This window comes from Aquimarina muelleri DSM 19832, assembly GCF_000430665.1.
Lineage (GTDB): Bacteria > Bacteroidota > Bacteroidia > Flavobacteriales > Flavobacteriaceae > Aquimarina > Aquimarina muelleri.
On record NZ_AUML01000005.1, the window covers coordinates 122,845 to 139,653 of the forward strand.

The 16,809-nt window shown below is 31.6% G+C and carries 14 protein-coding genes; 8 read left to right on the plus strand and 6 right to left on the minus strand.

The annotated features are described in order from the left end of the window. Positions 1 to 168 precede the first annotated feature (168 nt). Together hppD and H527_RS0104705 are read right to left on the minus strand one after the other, a co-directional pair. Positions 169 to 1,332, minus strand: coding sequence for a 4-hydroxyphenylpyruvate dioxygenase (gene hppD / locus H527_RS0104700; protein ID WP_027411637.1), 1,164 nt, complete (start codon positions 1,330 to 1,332; stop codon positions 169 to 171). A 105-nt stretch (positions 1,333 to 1,437) separates the two neighbouring features. After that, positions 1,438 to 2,595 carry a homogentisate 1,2-dioxygenase gene (locus H527_RS0104705; protein WP_027411638.1) on the minus strand — a complete coding sequence of 386 codons (1,158 nt, stop codon included), beginning with the start codon at positions 2,593 to 2,595 and terminating at the stop codon, positions 1,438 to 1,440. A 106-nt stretch (positions 2,596 to 2,701) separates the two neighbouring features. Between H527_RS0104705 and H527_RS0104710 the strand changes: the two genes are divergently transcribed. After that, the gene (locus H527_RS0104710) at positions 2,702 to 3,277 is read left to right on the plus strand and encodes a TetR/AcrR family transcriptional regulator (protein WP_027411639.1); all 576 of its coding nucleotides are present in this window, start codon (positions 2,702 to 2,704) and stop codon (positions 3,275 to 3,277) included. Positions 3,278 to 3,331: 54 nt separating this feature from the next. Here H527_RS0104710 and H527_RS0104715 read toward each other — a convergent pair whose 3' ends face one another. Continuing rightward, positions 3,332 to 3,904, minus strand: a complete 573-nt coding sequence (locus tag H527_RS0104715) for a Crp/Fnr family transcriptional regulator (protein ID WP_027411640.1) — start codon at positions 3,902 to 3,904, stop codon at positions 3,332 to 3,334. 534 nt (positions 3,905 to 4,438) lie between these two features. On the opposite strand from H527_RS0104715, the gene H527_RS0104720 reads away from it, so the two are divergent. The 5 genes from H527_RS0104720 (at position 4,439) to H527_RS0104740 (ending at position 8,719) form a co-directional block, all read left to right on the plus strand. Continuing rightward, a complete protein-coding gene (locus H527_RS0104720) occupies positions 4,439 to 5,830 on the plus strand; it encodes a hypothetical protein (RefSeq protein WP_027411641.1) in 1,392 nt (463 codons plus the stop codon). A gap of 182 nt (positions 5,831 to 6,012) precedes the next feature. Beyond that, positions 6,013 to 6,768 (plus strand): molybdate ABC transporter substrate-binding protein, encoded by a 756-nt coding sequence (modA, locus tag H527_RS0104725; protein ID WP_027411642.1) that lies wholly within the window; start codon positions 6,013 to 6,015, stop codon positions 6,766 to 6,768. Between the two features lie 9 nt (positions 6,769 to 6,777). Next, positions 6,778 to 7,176 carry a TOBE domain-containing protein gene (locus H527_RS0104730; RefSeq protein WP_027411643.1) on the plus strand — a complete coding sequence of 133 codons (399 nt, stop codon included), beginning with the start codon at positions 6,778 to 6,780 and terminating at the stop codon, positions 7,174 to 7,176. Beyond that, complete coding sequence (gene modB / locus H527_RS0104735; protein ID WP_211235725.1) at positions 7,176 to 7,847, plus strand: molybdate ABC transporter permease subunit; 672 nt, start codon at positions 7,176 to 7,178, stop codon at positions 7,845 to 7,847. Before H527_RS0104730 ends, modB begins: the two co-directional genes overlap by 1 nt. Next, on the plus strand, positions 7,844 to 8,719 hold the full coding sequence (locus H527_RS0104740; protein WP_027411645.1) for an ABC transporter ATP-binding protein: 876 nt from the start codon (positions 7,844 to 7,846) through the stop codon (positions 8,717 to 8,719). Before modB ends, H527_RS0104740 begins: the two co-directional genes overlap by 4 nt. A gap of 347 nt (positions 8,720 to 9,066) precedes the next feature. Here the strand turns inward: H527_RS0104740 and H527_RS24535 are convergent, their stop codons facing one another. Continuing rightward, the gene (locus H527_RS24535; RefSeq protein ID WP_027411646.1) at positions 9,067 to 12,210 is read right to left on the minus strand and encodes a zinc-dependent metalloprotease; all 3,144 of its coding nucleotides are present in this window, start codon (positions 12,208 to 12,210) and stop codon (positions 9,067 to 9,069) included. A 330-nt stretch (positions 12,211 to 12,540) separates the two neighbouring features. Here H527_RS24535 and H527_RS0104750 point away from each other — a divergent pair, with 330 nt between their 5' ends. Together H527_RS0104750 and H527_RS0104755 are read left to right on the plus strand one after the other, a co-directional pair. Further along, complete coding sequence (locus H527_RS0104750) at positions 12,541 to 13,092, plus strand: hypothetical protein (RefSeq protein ID WP_027411647.1); 552 nt, start codon at positions 12,541 to 12,543, stop codon at positions 13,090 to 13,092. Between the two features lie 47 nt (positions 13,093 to 13,139). Continuing rightward, positions 13,140 to 13,628 carry a nuclear transport factor 2 family protein gene (locus tag H527_RS0104755; protein ID WP_027411648.1) on the plus strand — a complete coding sequence of 163 codons (489 nt, stop codon included), beginning with the start codon at positions 13,140 to 13,142 and terminating at the stop codon, positions 13,626 to 13,628. Positions 13,629 to 13,634: 6 nt separating this feature from the next. Here the strand turns inward: H527_RS0104755 and H527_RS0104760 are convergent, their stop codons facing one another. Continuing rightward, a complete protein-coding gene (locus H527_RS0104760) occupies positions 13,635 to 14,315 on the minus strand; it encodes an HAD family hydrolase (protein ID WP_323054140.1) in 681 nt (226 codons plus the stop codon). A gap of 88 nt (positions 14,316 to 14,403) precedes the next feature. Then, the gene (locus H527_RS0104765) at positions 14,404 to 16,809 is read right to left on the minus strand and encodes a TonB-dependent receptor (protein ID WP_027411650.1); all 2,406 of its coding nucleotides are present in this window, start codon (positions 16,807 to 16,809) and stop codon (positions 14,404 to 14,406) included.

Here is a 16,809-nt window from a genome sequence, read left to right on the forward strand (position 1 = left end):
AACAAAAAGGCAGAATTTTCTTATAGAAAATTCTGCCTTTTTGTTTTTTAGTTCAATTCTAAAGTTTTGGTGATAATACACATCAATTACTAAACTCCAAGAGGCTAAATTATTTATTTTTCAACTTAGAATTCAGTCTTTTATAATAATATTCGTTATTTAAAAATACTATAAGGTTCCTCTTTTAGCTTGTTCTCTTTCAATAGATTCAAAAAGCGCCTTAAAATTACCAACACCAAAGGATTGCGCTCCTTTTCTTTGAATTATTTCGATAAACATAGTTGGTCTATCCAAAATATTCTTCGTAAATAACTGTAGCAAGTATCCTTCTTCGTCCCTATCTATTAAAATTCCATGCTTTTTAAGAACTTCAACATCTTCGTCTATATCCCCTACTCTTTCTAATAAATCATCATAGTAAGTTTCTGGAACATACAAAAACTCTACTCCTCTTTCTCTCATTTTAGAAACGGTTTCTACAATATCATCTGTTGCTATTGCTATATGCTGCACCCCTGGTCCATTATAAAAATCCAGATATTCTTCTATTTGAGATTTTTTCTTTCCTTTTGCGGGCTCATTGATAGGAAATTTAACACGACCATTACCGTTACTCATTACCTTACTCATTAATGCTGTATATTCTGTAGAAATATCATCATCTGCAAAGGATACAATCTGAGCAAACCCCATAACTTTACCATAAAATTCACACCAAGTTTGCATTTCATTCCATCCTACATTACCAACCACATGATCTATAAACTTTAATCCTACAGGTTCAGGATTATAATGAGACTCCCATTTTTGATACCCTGGCAAAAAGACACCATTGTAGTTTTTTCTTTCTACAAAAATATGAACTGTTTCTCCGTACGTATAAATTCCAGATCGAATTACATGACCATGCTCATCTTCTTCCCGAGTTGGTTCCATATAAGGTTTTGCTCCTCTACGAGTAGTTTCTTCATAGGCTTTTGTTGCATCTTCTACCCATAACGCTACTATTTTTACAGCATCTCCATGAACATCAATATGTTTATTAATATCTCCTCCCTGACCGAGTGGTGATGTTAATACCAATCTTATTTTATCTTGTTTAAGCACATACGACACTCTATCCTTTAATCCTGTTTCTAGCCCTGCATATGCTTCGGACTGAAAACCAAAAGCTGTTTTATAATAATGAGCTGCTTGTTTAGCATTACCAACATATAACTCTATATAATCTGTTCCTAATAAAGGAAGAAAATCTTCTGCTTCGGTAAATATTTTTTTTAAGCTATATTCTGTATTTTGTAACTCTTTTAGATTTTTTGTTTCTATTGCCATTTTTTATCTTTTTAAACCATATTTACATAAGAATGTCAATTGCTAAAACAAAAGACCGCTTATTACATTACTCTAAACTGACTTATTATAAGTACTATTTTTGTTTTATTCTAACCAAGATTTATGATAACTTTCGTCTGCTATTTTCATAGCCTCTTCTGTAATTTTTAATGGCTTAAAAGTATCTACCATTACGGCTAGTTCTTCTGTAACAGTTTCTCCTATGCTACGCTCTGTAGCACCAGGATGGGGACCATGTGGTATTCCTGCTGGATGCAATGATATATGACCTGCATCTATATCATTTCTACTCATAAAATCTCCGTCTACATAATATAATACCTCATCGCTATCTATATTACTGTGATTATAAGGAGCTGGAATACTATCTGGGTGATAATCATATAATCTCGGAACGAAAGAGCATATTACAAATGCATCGCTTTCAAAAGTTTGATGCACTGGTGGTGGTTGGTGTATACGTCCAGTAATAGGCTCAAAATCATGAATAGAAAAAGCATATGGGTAATTATACCCATCATACCCAACTACATCAAATGGATGAGTTGCATATACCATTTCTATAATTTCATCTTGTTTTTTAACTTTCATTAAAAAATCACCAGTTTCATCAAATGTTTCCAGTTCTGATGGTCTTCTAATATCTCTTTCGCAAAATGGCGAATGTTCTAATAATTGCCCAAACCAATTTCGATATCTTTTTGGCGTATAAATTGGCCTGTATGACTCTACAATAAAGAGCCTATTATCATCCGTATCAAAATCAATTTGATAAATTATACCCCTGGGAATCAATAAATAATCTCCGTACGAAAAATCTATATTACCTACAAAAGTCCTTAACTTTCCTGAACCTTTATGAATAAAAATCAGTTCGTCTGCATCTGTATTTTTATAGAAATAATCTCGTAAGGATTTTTTAGGAGAAGCTAAAATAATATTACAATCACTATTGGTTAAAACTGTCTTTCTACTTTTTAAGTAGTCATCTTCTGGAGGCACTTGAAATCCTCTAAAACGATAAGACTTAATATTATTTGCAACAGCAACTTTAGGAGCTACGCTATATTGTTTTTTTATTTCTTTTACTTGTGTTGGCCTATGTTGATGATATAACAAAGTAGACATGCCATCAAAACCTATGGTCCCAAATAATTGTTCGTAATATAATGTTCCATCACTTTTTTTGAATGTCGTGTGTCTCTTCCGAGGTATTTTTCCTAGGCTATGATATATCGGCATATATTTATATATTAACATTTGTTAATGTAAATATATACAAATATAAATTGTCGCCAAATTATTTTCAGTATTTTTGACTTCAACAAAATACAGGTAACGTCATTATATGAAGCAAACTACAAAAAAAGAAAAGTTTTTTGAAGAGTCTTTAAAACTTATACATGAAAAAGGTTTTAAAGCAGTCACAATGCGTGATATTGCACAAAGATTAGATTTTGAGCCTGCTAATATTTATAATTATATAGATTCTAAACAAGCGCTATTAGAGCTTTATCTTTTTGATATTTCTTATGAATTTCATGATTCCTTAAATAACATATTAAAATCTTCGTATTCTCCTGAAGAGAAATTAAAATTAATAATTTCTACACACATTCAATTAACCGCAAAAAAGCCTTATAAAATGGCTTTATTGGTTAATGAATGGCGAAACCTTAAAGAACCTAAACTAACCGAATTTACGGAAGGAAAAAAAGTATATGAAAACAAAATACGAGATGTAATAGCTAAAGGAATAGAAGAAGGACAGTTTAGATCAATGGATATTGAAATAGCCACCTATTCATTTTTATCTTCTTTACGATGGATCTATGATAAATATACTGGTAGCGAATCAAAAATAAATCCGTTTGAATTAGAAAAGCAAATTTCTGATTTTATTTTTACAGGAATGGGAAAATAAACGTGCAGCTCAGAATAAATTTATAATAAAGATAAAAACTCAACAAAAAGCTTATTACCGATCTTTTGCTCTTATTTTACTAACAAATTCTGGAGACAACTCTAAATAAGAGGCAATCATATACTGAGGAACTCTTTGTGAAAACTTTGGGTTAGCCTTTATAAAATTCTTATAGAGATCTTCTCCTGTAAAACTTCGGGTATATTTCATCTTATTTATATAGGCAATATGAGTTTTTTCCATTATTAACCTAAATAAGCGATCTATTTTTGGAAGTTCTAAAGAAAGTTTATTAAAAGAATCCTCATGCAATACTAATAACTCTGTATTTTCAATGGCCTGAATAAAATTTTCTGAAGGCTCTTGGTTAACTAAACTTTTATAATTCGTATACCACCATCTATCAATTGCAAAATCTACAATTCTTTCCACTCCTTTATCATCTATATAATAAGATCGAAGACAGCCTTTAACAATAAAATATCTGGCTTTACACATTTTACCTTCTTCCAATAAAAATCCTTTCTTTTTAAGCTTTTGTTTTGTTAAGTATTGATAAAAAAGCTCTATTTCTTTGTCAGAAAAATCCACATAGTTTCTAATATACTCGCCAATAATGGTAATCATAATTTGAAATTGATAAATAAGACAAACCCTATCTTTTATTACTACGTTTTACTAAAGGATTAAAACTTAAACATAATTCAATCCAATATTCCAGATCTTTTTCCATAAATCAATAACCTCGGAGAATTAAACTCCACAATGCGGATTAAAACCATCTGTGATACAAAAATAAAACCTTTTACAGGTTCTTCCTGTAAAATTCATAGACAACATTCATTTTTTTCATTGCCTTTACGGTAGTACCCACACCTGTTCAGGTAACAAATCAACAATCTCAAAGCAAGCTCATGGGTATACTTTCAAAAAAATATTTCATTTTCGAGGCAGACCTCGAGAAAACTAACTTTCAATAGTAGATTAAATTCATTCCTTTTATTAAAAATTATTATTATTTTTCAAAGTTAGCACCAGATATCTCCAACTAATAAATTGTTTTTGATATGACATTACTATTTATTAATTCATAATATCTCTAAAGCAAATGAACTTATGAAGCAAAAAACCTATATTTTTGAAAAAACATAGGTTTCTAAAATGAAGAAAAACGAAGAATTATTCTATTTAATCCAATCATTGACCAAAAGTGAAAAACGATATTTCAAAATCACTGCACAAGGAAATGATGCAACAGAATACCTAGCCCTTTTTGATGCAATAGAGTCACAAAAGGAATATAATGAAGCTAAAATAAAAGAACAGTTTAAAGACAAAGCGTTTATCACCCAATTAACAACTATAAAAAATTACTTAAAACAACGAATCTTACAGTCGTTACGAAATTATCATTCTAAGATATCAAAAAACGCAGAACTCACAGATATTCTTCGCAATGTAGAAATTTTGTATCATAAAGGACAGTACACTATATGCAACAGCGAATTACAACGAGCTGAAAAGAAAGCTGAAAATTTTCAACAAGACATATTACTTTTTCATATCCAAGACTGGAAAAGAAAAGTATATCAGGCACAATACCCACAAGATTTCGAAACTCTTAGAAAAATCATAAAAAACCAAAAAAAAACTTTAAAGTCTACCAACGAATATATAGATCTTTTATTAGCGAATATAGATCCAAATCAATTTTCTTTATCTCATAAAAAAAGTATTTCCTTACAAAACCGAACACTTAAAACATTACACAAATACAGAAAACAATTACTTGCAGAGCATCCTGAAAAAGCAAAACAAACGCTAGAAGATCTTATCAAAGAGTGGGAACAAAACCCTGAACTACTAAAAGAATATTTCTCTATATATCTCTCTATAAACAACAATCTCCTTGGTTTTCTTGTTTTAAAAAAACAGCATAAAGAAGCATACGTACGAATATTACTTTTAAAACAAAAAGCATCTATAATCCCCACAGTTTCTGCTTCGATAATTAAAGAAAAATTAAGGCTTTATAATATAGAGCTTAAGATTCATAGACACTTAAAAGACTTACATCACACACACGAGGTTATCAACGAAATTCAAAATTTTATTGAACTACACAACACTCTTGTACCTAATAGCTATTGGCTCTCTTTTCGTTTTCAGTTTGCCAATATCTATTTCTTAAAAAAAGACAACAAAAAAGCATTGACATGGATTAATGATATCTTAAATAACCAAAACAAAAAAGACCGACAAGATTTAATCACGTACACCTATTGGCTTAATTTACTAGTGCATTATGAACTAGGTAACAACCTTACTTTAAAACACTTAATAGAGATTGTAAAAAAACATTTGAAAAAACAAAAAAACATAGATTCCTATGAAAAAAAATTGTTGAAATTTTTATCTAAAACAAGCGAGTACACAGCCAATGAAAAACGAATTGCTTTTATAAATCTTAAACAACAATTAGAAGTAAATCCTATTCCAGAAGTTATACTAGAGCATATTGATTTTAAAGAATGGATACATAAAAATTGTTAATGAAACCAAAATTTGAGGAAAAAGCTCACTGAATATCTTTCTGAAAACACATTTTATGTTTGAGGCAAGTCTCTAGGGGTTGAAAATCCATATAGTTATAATTATTTATAGTCTTAATAGTATACTGTTGAGTTATTTTAATACATTATCCAGCCAAACAAAATAAAGAGAAACATAATCTAATGAAAAGAATAATACCTCAACTTCTTACATGTTTAATACTCGTTATCTCTTGCAAACAAAAGGATCAAAAAAAACTGACTATTGCTGTCTCTGCAAATATGCAATTTGCTATAAAAGAGATTTCTAAAGCCTACACAAAACAAACAGGTGTTGATTGCGAAATAATTATAGGTTCATCTGGTAAACTAACTGCTCAAATAAAAAAAGGAGCTCCTTTTGATATCCTTGTTTCTGCCGACATGAAATATCCAGAAGAGTTATTTACCTCTGGTTTTACTACGAACAAACCTAAAATTTATGCTTACGGCAAGCTAGTTCTATGGACTATGATCGACAGCATAAAGCCTGCTCTACATCTACTTAAAAACTTAGATGTACACCATATCGCGATTGCAAACCCAAAAACTGCTCCATACGGTATCGCAGCTGTAGAAATATTAAAAAACAAAGGGATTTATAGCTCTATAAACCATAAATTAGTATTTGGTGAAAGCATCTCCCAAACCAATCAATTTATTGTTTCAAAATCGGCTGAAATTGGTTTTACCTCGAAATCTGTTGTTTTATCTCCCAAAATGAAAAACAAAGGAAACTGGATAGATCTCGACAAAAATGATTATTCCCCAATAGCACAAGGGATTGTTGTTCTTAAAAATAGGGCTATGCAAAAAAATGACGCGGAAAAGTTTTATAATTTTATACAGTCTGCTACAGCAAAAAAAATTCTGGTAAACTTTGGCTATTCTGTTAAATAAAACTAATTCATGAACACTCTAAAAGGAAAAATAGCATCTATAAAAACGAATCAAAGTTTATCTTTGGTTACTATACAAATAGAAGAATTGTTTTTTAATACCATCGTAATCGAAACTCCGGATACTGCGACCTATCTAAAAATAGGAGAACCTATTACTATCCTTTTTAAAGAAACCGAAGTAATTATAGGTAAAGGATCAGAACACCATATAAGTATCCAAAACAAAGTAATGGGTACGATTATTAAAATAGAAAAAGGAGAGCTACTTTGTAAATTAATAATCAACACCAAAATTGGAAAAATAATAGCAATCCTTACTCTTGACGCCAGCAACCATTTACAATTAGAGGTAAATGAAAAAATTATTGTTATGATTAAAACTACCGAAATAATGTTATCGCAATGATAGACTGGCAACCTTTACTACTAACTTTTAAACTAGCATTAATAACCACCTGTTTATTGTTAGTTATCTCCATACCAATTGCATATTGGTTGGCATATACAAAATCAAAAATAAAACCAATATTAGAAACATTAGTTAGTATGCCGCTTGTTTTACCACCAACGGTTTTAGGGTTTTATTTACTCATCGCCTTTAGCCCAGCTAATACTTTCGGAAACTGGTTAGACACCTATATGGGTCTACGACTAATATTTTCGTTTGAAGGAGTTTTATTTGCTTCTATACTTTATAGCCTACCTTTTATGGTACACCCTATTCAAGCAGGGTTTTCTAACCTAAATTCGACTATTATAGAGGCTTCTTATATATTAGGGAAATCCAAAACTACCACTCTTTTTAAAGTGCTATTACCTAATATAAAGCCATCATTGCTTACTGGTATTGTATTGGCTTTTGCGCATACTATCGGAGAATTTGGGGTGGTACTAATGATTGGCGGAAACATCCCTGGAAAAACAAAAGTAGCTTCTATTGCTATTTATGATGAAGTCGAAGCGTTAAATTATACTACAGCAAATTGGTATTCTATTATTTTGTTTGTGATTACATTTAGTATTTTACTACTAGTATACCTAATTAATGGCGGGTATTTAAAACGATTCTGGAAATGATACAAATAGCTTTACAAAAAAAATTATCTGCTGCTACAGGAGAAATGTTGTTGGATATTAATATGCAAATCGAACAAGGCAAACTAGTTACCTTATATGGGAGCTCTGGAGCAGGCAAAACCTCTATCCTAAGAATGATTGCTGGATTGCTCCAAGCAGATACAGGAACAATTACTGTACATCAAAAAACGTGGCTAAACACCTCTACAGGAATTTGCCTGAAACCACAACAACGAAAAATAGGTTTTGTTTTTCAGGATTATGCTTTGTTTCCGAATATGACGGTAAAAGAAAATCTTCTTTTTGCATTAGAAAAAAACCAGGATAAGCAAATTGTAAAGGAGTTAATTGAAATTATTGAATTAGAGGATTTACAAAACCGCAAACCCAATAACCTATCTGGCGGACAAAAACAAAGAGTAGCCTTAGCAAGAGCATTAGTAAGAAAACCAGAAATCTTGATGTTAGACGAACCTCTATCTGCTTTAGACAAAAAAATGCGTATAAAATTGCAAGATTACATTCTTAAAGTACACAAAAAATTTAATATAACCACCCTTTTAATAAGTCATGATATAAGTGAAGTCATAAAGATGTCAGATACTGTATTTATGATCGAAAACGGAAAAATTATACAGCAAGGAAATCCTATCGAAGTATTCACTACAAAAAAGGTAAGTGGAAAATTTCAGTTCACAGGAGAGGTTATCGACATTAAAAAAGAAGATGTTATATATATCGTTACTGTTTTAATAGGCACTAATTTTGTAAAAATAATTGCCGAAGAAAATGAAATACAAACAATAACAATCGGAGATCCAGTATTAGTTGCTTCTAAAGCATTTAACCCTTTGCTACAAAAGATAAATTGATTAATATTTAGAAGTATCATAAAAACCGTCAATTCGATTTCTATGACGCAACCAAATGGTTTTAGAAAGTTTGATAAATTATCCGCTCGAAATATTTAAGCAGGTAGTTAGAGCCTTCATCTCATCAACTCGGAACTACTTAGGGACTATCCTCAAATACTTTTTTATCAAAAATTGAGTAAGCAGGAATACGCATATAAGAAAGTATTTGTTTTATACTCTTACTGCTATAACTCATAAGCCTATTAGAAAAATTCTAGTTGTAATTAAAAAACTCTACACCAAAAACAAAACAGCCATGGTTATGATAACCATGGCTGTTTTTAATTTTATAAACTACCCTTTTTTTATTGTTTTACAAAACGGGTAATATGTTGTTTTTTGTCTGAAGTAACTTTTAAAATATATGTTCCAGTTTGCAAGTGATCTACTTTAATAGAAGAGTTAAAATAACCATTAGCTACTGTTTCTCCTAGTAAATTAATGATACTATAGGTTGCTCCCTGAGATGGGTCAAACACAATATTCAATATATTTTCTTTTACAGGATTAGGATACACACTAATTTTTTGTGGTGGTGTAATTAAATCGGTTTTGTTAGCTTGCCCGTTGCAAGAGCTAATGAATGTCCATCTTGTAGTGCCACGCTCCCACAGATTACCTCTATATACTACTCTGTTCCCTGTATTATAACGAACTCCTGATCTCCACTCTACTATTCCTTCACATAAACTAGACCCACATTTTCCAAGGTTTTTCCATCCTCTTATTGTTCTTTCATATACATAATTTTTATACACAACTCGATCTCCAACAGCATATCTAGTACCTGATACAAAAACCTCTACTCCTTCACAAATATCTGTAGTACCTCCTTCTTTGGTAGTTACCGTTAATGCAGTACTGAAGTCTGAAACATTTCCTGCCGCATCTTTAGCTTTTACTCTAAAAGTATAGGTCGTATTGGCTGTTAATCCTGTAACCGAAGATGAAATACCGCTAACGCTGGTGATCATTCTATCTCCTTGATATACATCATATCCTGTTACTGCTACATTATCTGTAGAAGCCGACCAAGATAAAGATAAAGAGGTTTCTTCAACATTAGATGCAGTTACATTTGCAGGAACACTTGGTGCCTGAGTATCTCTGGTTTCTTTTGTAGTAACAGTTAGTGTATTGCTAAAATCGGAAACGTTTCCTGCCGCATCTTTAGCTTTTACTCTAAAAGTATAGGTCGTATTGGCTGTTAATCCTGTAACTGAATACGAAGTACCACTAACGCTGGTAATCATTCTATCTCCTTGATATACATCATATCCTGTTACCCCTACATTATCGGTAGAAGCAGACCAAGACAAAGATAAAGAGGTTTCTTCAACATTAGATGCAATTACATTAGCAGGAACACTTGGTGCCTGAGTATCTCTGGTTTCTTTTGTAGTAACAGTTAGTGTATTGCTAAAATCGGAAACGTTTCCTGCCGCATCTTTAGCTTTTACTCTAAAAGTATAGGTCGTATTGGCTGTTAATCCTGTAACTGAATACGAAGTACCACTAACGCTGGTAATCATTCTATCTCCTTGATATACATCATATCCTGTTACCCCTACATTATCGGTAGAAGCAGACCAAGACAAAGATAAAGAGGTTTCTTCAACATTAGATGCAATTACATTAGCAGGAACACTTGGTGCCTGAGTATCTCTGGTTTCTTTTGTAGTAACAGTTAGTGTATTGCTAAAATCGGAAACGTTTCCTGCCGCATCTTTAGCTTTTACTCTAAAAGTATAGGTCGTATTGGCTGTTAATCCTGTAACTGAATACGAAGTACCACTAACGCTGGTAATCATTCTATCTCCTTGATATACATCATATCCTGTTACCCCTACATTATCGGTAGAAGCAGACCAAGATAAAGATAAAGAGGTTTCTTCAACATTAGATGCAATTACATTAGCAGGAACACTTGGTGCCTGGGTATCGGTAACATTTCCTTTAGGGTATTTACCTGAAATGGAAAACAATCCTAAAGAAGAGTAATCGGAATATCCTGTAGATAGATTTCCTTCTCCTACGCCATCTATTTCGATATAATAAGTACCGCTTTGTAAAGTTGTGGCAATAGATGCTTTTAAGCCTTGCAGGTCTGAAGATGCAACTTCACTTCCATTGCTATTTAATAGCCTTGCTTTAATGTTTAAGTTTGGATAATATGGATTTGGATCGAAAGAAAAGTTTACTTGCCCTCCTGAAGTTTGAAAAGAGAACACATCTTTATCTGATGTTTTTTCAATAATTCCTTCATTATCTGCTTTAGACACATTTCCATTACTATCAGATACTAATTCTGTAGCTCCATTTATAGTATTACTATGATCGTCTTTTTTATATCCAAAACCATTTCTAGAGTTTGAAATGATTGCTAAATCATCCTGAGTATTGTTAGCATTATCATATTCTCCTTTACTCCAGTGTCCTAATGTTTTATTGGCACTCCATCCCATTATTGGACTCCATTGCCCATGTCCTGCATAATATGTGGTTCCTGATCTGGTTCCATCATGTGCCAATCCAAGAGTATGCCCTACTTCGTGAGATCCTGTTTCTCCTGCAGACCTAGTTCCTAGATTATATACCCAACATGGATCATCAGAATTCCAACTAAAAGAGTTTAGATATGCTACTCCTCCGGATCCAGGAGCTGCATCAGTTGTTGGTGTAAATATAGCCATCATTCTTTGGCTTTTCGGAGTAGCATCAAATACATCTCTTCTGGTAGTAACGTTTATATTAAAAGGATTAAAATCATCTACCATAATCCTCCAAACAGCAAGAATTTTTTCATCACTAAAACCTGCAGGTTGTGCATTAATTGTTCTACCTCCTGCCCAACGGGTACCAGACACTACCTCTCCATCAAAATCAAGATAGATAACATGAGCTGCCCCAGGAAGACTCTCTAATTGTATTTGTGCCTTTTGGACGCTTCCTGAAACAGGAGCGTTATTAGTAATTTCTTTTTCTTGTTCAAAATCTACACATAATATACTATGGATATCCGTATCACTAGCTAATACTTGTCCATTATTATTTGTGGAGATCTTAAATGCTTTTTTCTGATCATAAAAAACAATCTCTCCAGATATTTTTCCATCCTTTTCTGTAAAACTAAAAACAGGTTCTATAGCTCTGGCATTTTTAGATTTGTTATTTAAAATATTACCAGTTACAAAATATCCGTCTACAGTATTATTTTTAACGTTGATTTTAAGATTGTATATTTTATTATCTGTTAGTTTGATATCAAAACTGTTATTACTTGATTTACTAGATAAAAAAGCTTGAGAGAAACTGTTTACAGTTCCTATAACGATTTCTTTTTTTTCTTGTGCAAAAGAAGAAAAAGAGAGAATAAATAAAAAGGTAGTAAGAAATACCTTTTTTAGTACATTAGAAAACATCCTTTTTTTAAGGTTTAAATTTTTCATACTATAAGATTTAGGTAAGTGAGTTTGTGTTAAAATCTAATTATAAGATCTGCGCCAAAAGTAAGCCTTGCTCTTTTTTTAGATAGCCCCTATCTAGAATTCATAAGGATTCAATTAGAATTCGTTATACAACAGAGAATAAATGATTGTTTGAAGAAAGTTTACTCATCATTGTTTCAAGAAAAAACAACTTATAAGGAAGATTTAAAACTTAACTATAATTTTACTTCATCTACTAACACGAGTATATATATCTTCTTTTTTGAGAACAATAGTGCTATTTTTTTGACATAAATACCCTATTTTTGAGTCTTTACAAAAAAACACAGAATGCGAACGTTTCTTTTTTTAGGAATTATATTACTTTGTTTTGGATGTCAAAACCAAAGCGCTACCAACTCACAAGAAGAAAAACCTATCTCTAAACTGGATAGCCTTTCTAAAGAAAAGGTCAAAATAGAAATTTTACAGCTTTCTCCTGAGGCTATTAAAAGTCTAGAAAATTTTCATGATTTTCAAAATGTTAAAAGTATAGTAAAAACTATGCATAACGCAAACCCTTTTTATATAAACAAATATGCAGATAGTGTTGATTTATTAATTGGCACTTTTAAAGAAACTTTGCCCCAAGAGTTAAGGAAAAACACCATAAAATCCCGCCTAAGTGTTTTGTCTACAGAAACAAATATATTAAAAGAACTGGGGAAAAGGGAAAATCCTGATCCTAAAAAAATAATGGATGCAAACATCCGATTAATCAAAGCATATAACAGCCTCGTTATTCAGCTTAATGAATTATCATTAGCAATACCTGAAAACATTGAAAAAGAACTTTTAAGAGAATCTAAAGAAGATACAGGAAAACTATCTAAGAGCTTATGAAGGCACATAATAGGTATTTCATTGATGGCTTATAAAACTATAAATAGATGAAAAAAATAATTTTATCCCTATCTATATTAGTATTTAATTTCACTTTTGCACAACAAAACAGTGAAATCTATACTACTTTAGAACAATGGCATAAAGCTGCTAGTGATGCAAATTTTGATGCTTATTTTAGTCTCATGACAGAAGATGCCATTTTTATAGGTACTGATGCTACAGAAAACTGGCTCAATACTGATTTTAAAGCATTTGCAAAACCTTATTTTGATAAAGGAAAAGCTTGGAGTTTTTCTACGCTAGAAAGGAATATTTTTACTGAAGATAAATCAGATTTAGCATGGTTTGATGAGCTGTTAGATACGCAAATGGGCATATGTCGTGGTAGTGGTGTTTTACAAAAAACACCAGATGGATGGAAAATAAAACATTATGTATTATCTATCGCTATACCTAACGCAAATGTTAAAGAAATTACTGCGCTAAAAAAAGAATTCGATACTAATTTGATAGAAAAACTAAAAAAGAAATAAGGTGTATTAATTAGAAATTAATGATTTTTTAAATTCTTCTAAATTTGAAAACCATTTTTTAGCACCATTTTCTAAAAGAGCTATTTTATTTTTATCTCCTATTCCTATAAAATCAATGGATAAGTTCTGTGCTGTTTTTAGATCCCAAATACCGTCCCCTACAGAAATAATTTTATCAAAATGAGGGTTATTATAGAACCTTTTAGCTTTTTCGATTGCATCCAAAACAAACCCCTCTCTGGATTCATGTGTTTTTGATGTAGCTAGCACCCTTTCATCATACCATATACTACATTGATCTAACTTCATCATTGCAGGTTTTGGTAATGCTCCTGTAGCAAAACAAAATGATACTTTTTTTTCTCTCAAAAAAGTAATTAAGGATTTTGCTCCTTCAATTTCTTTTACAGGATCAAACGTATTCATTTGATCTATAAGATTAATTTCTAAATCTTCTATTAAATTATTGTGAAAGGGTTCTTTAAAATTACGCTCATAGTTATATCGCAATGCATAGCTATCGGTATGATGCTTGTAATTATTATAATCGGTATCAATATCCAAAATACCTATAGCCAGCAAAGCTCTGGTAACCGAAATCAAATACATCGGTACACTATCGGTAAGTGTTCCATCGATATCAAATATAAATAATGTGTTTTTCAGATCTTTTCTTTTATAATTAATACCCTTAGAGCAAACTCACAAACTATGCTTCTAAAAGTATATTTTGTTTTCTTGGTAAGCCTTACAGAATTAAACTTTTCAATATAAATTAAAGTGTATATTTTAAGGATACTATAAAATTTCTTCCTGCCGCAGCTATACCAGAAGAGTATGGTCTGTATCGTTGATCTGTAATGTTTTCTACAGATAGTATACTTTTTAATTTTTCTGTTATTTGGTATTGCGTCCTTACATTAAGTGTATACCAGGATGGGGAATACGGATTTCCGTTTTGGTCTGTTGCATACAAATAATCTTTACTTTGTTCTGACGGAGAGAGATTCTCAAAACTCAAACTACCATTATATACAGAAAACACATCTATCGATAATTTGGGCAGGATATAACTTATTTTTGTTGTTCCAAATTGTGGCGACACATGTCTCGCTGGAGCTGTCGATCCGTTATCCAGCTCTTCTTCCCCACCAACAAAAGTGTATTTAGAGATTAATTTTAAGTTTTCGGAAAACTTATATTCCAGTCCAGCTTCAAAACCATATATTTTGGCATTAGCCGCATTTTGAATAGCCTGTACATTACTTAACTCCCCCCCATACTCAATTTGTGTCTCCCCATTAAGATTAAAATCTCTACGCACCAAGGCATCATCTAAATGTGTATAATATGTAGATAAATCTAAAGAAAAATTAGTATCCAAATTAAGTCGCACTCCTAATTCCCCATTATACGCATTTTCAGATTTTATATTTGGATTTGGCACCACTACAGACCCTGGTTCTGAATCAAAAATTTTACCTACATCATCTATATTTGGTGCTCTAAAAGCGGTAGAAAAATTCAATTTCCATTGTATTATATCATTAGGCAACCAGCTTAATCCTGCGGTACTAGTTACTGCTTCTGTATCTATATTCCCTTCAGTAAATGGAAAATCAAAAAATTTAGTATCAAATTCTGAATATAAAATAATTCTATTATATCGTAATCCTCCTTGAAACCTTAGTTTGTCACTAAATTTATGTCTAATACTAGCATATCCAGCAATAGATTGCCAGGTAGCTCCGTCTGGATATCTGGATGGCGCATCTACTGTCATATTCGTTTGTGTATCAAACTCAGCGCCGTTTGAATTTACTTGGTTTAAAACATATTCTAGACCATAATACAGTGTTGTTTTTTCGGTATACTTTTTTTCAAAATCTAAATTTAATGAATATGCATCTACTTGTTCTTTGGTTTTGGAAAAAACGGTACTTCTAAAATCTCGATCGTTCCTGCTCTCTTCAAAATATTGGTATGCTGCAGTAACCTTCATTTCATCATAAAACAAACTTTTTGATTTATGTAATGCTTGTAGGTTACTCATAAACCATTTTTGTGGACCATAAAACCATTCTGCAGATCTTAAATTTCCTTTTCTACGTCTTATTAAACGATCATAACGAGGATAATCTGAAGTTTCACTATACATAAGGCTTGCTTCAAAATCCCATTCTTTATTTGGAGCGAAACGTATTTTTTGTAACAAGTTAATCTGATCATATCCTGTAAAAACTTGTTCTTTTGGATTATCATTTTGAATAACAAAATCTTCTCCATTTAAAACCTCCACATATTCATTTCTTAGATATTCTTCGGGACCATGACTACCCATTTTTAAGTTATCAAAATCAGTATAACTTGCACTGGTAAAAAAAGCCCATTTTTCTAATCCTATATTAAAATCTACATGCCCAGTCTTTTCATTACTAGCGCTTGCATATCTAGCCTGTGCATTACCACTAAACCAATCTTTATCATGTAAAGCAAATTTAGGTCGTGTGGTATAAAAATTTAATACTCCTCCTACAGCGTCACTACCATAAACTACAGATCCTGGTCCTAAGATAACTTCGGTTCTATCTACTGTAAAAGGGTCTATAGATATTACATTTTGTACATTTCCACCTCTAAAAATTGCAGTATTCATACGCACCCCATCTATTGCCAGCAATAATCGATTGGTAGAAAAACCTCTAATAATAGGGCTACCTCCTCCTAATTGACTTTTTTGAATAAATACCTGACCACTACTTTGTAATAGATCTGCGGATGTTTGTGGTGTAGCAAATGCTATTTCATCAGAGTTAATACTTACTATCTTTTGTGTTACATCTTTTTGTTCTTGCTCCCATTTTGAAACAGAAATAATTACCTCAGAAAGTTGATTTTCGTCTAATATTAAATATACGGAATTTGATTTTGATATTTTTGACTTAAGAATATGAGTTTGTAGATGAGAAACATGTGTAAAATATAAAATCTCTGTTTCTAAAAAAATCGATATATCTGCAACCCCATAAAAATCAGTAATGGTACTTTTAGACTTGTCTATATTATAAATAGCTACATTAGGAATAGGCTCGTTATTAGATGTACTATATACTGTTATTTCTTGAGCATTGGTAGACAACACAAAAAATAAAGTAAATAAAAGGAGTGTGATTAATCGCAT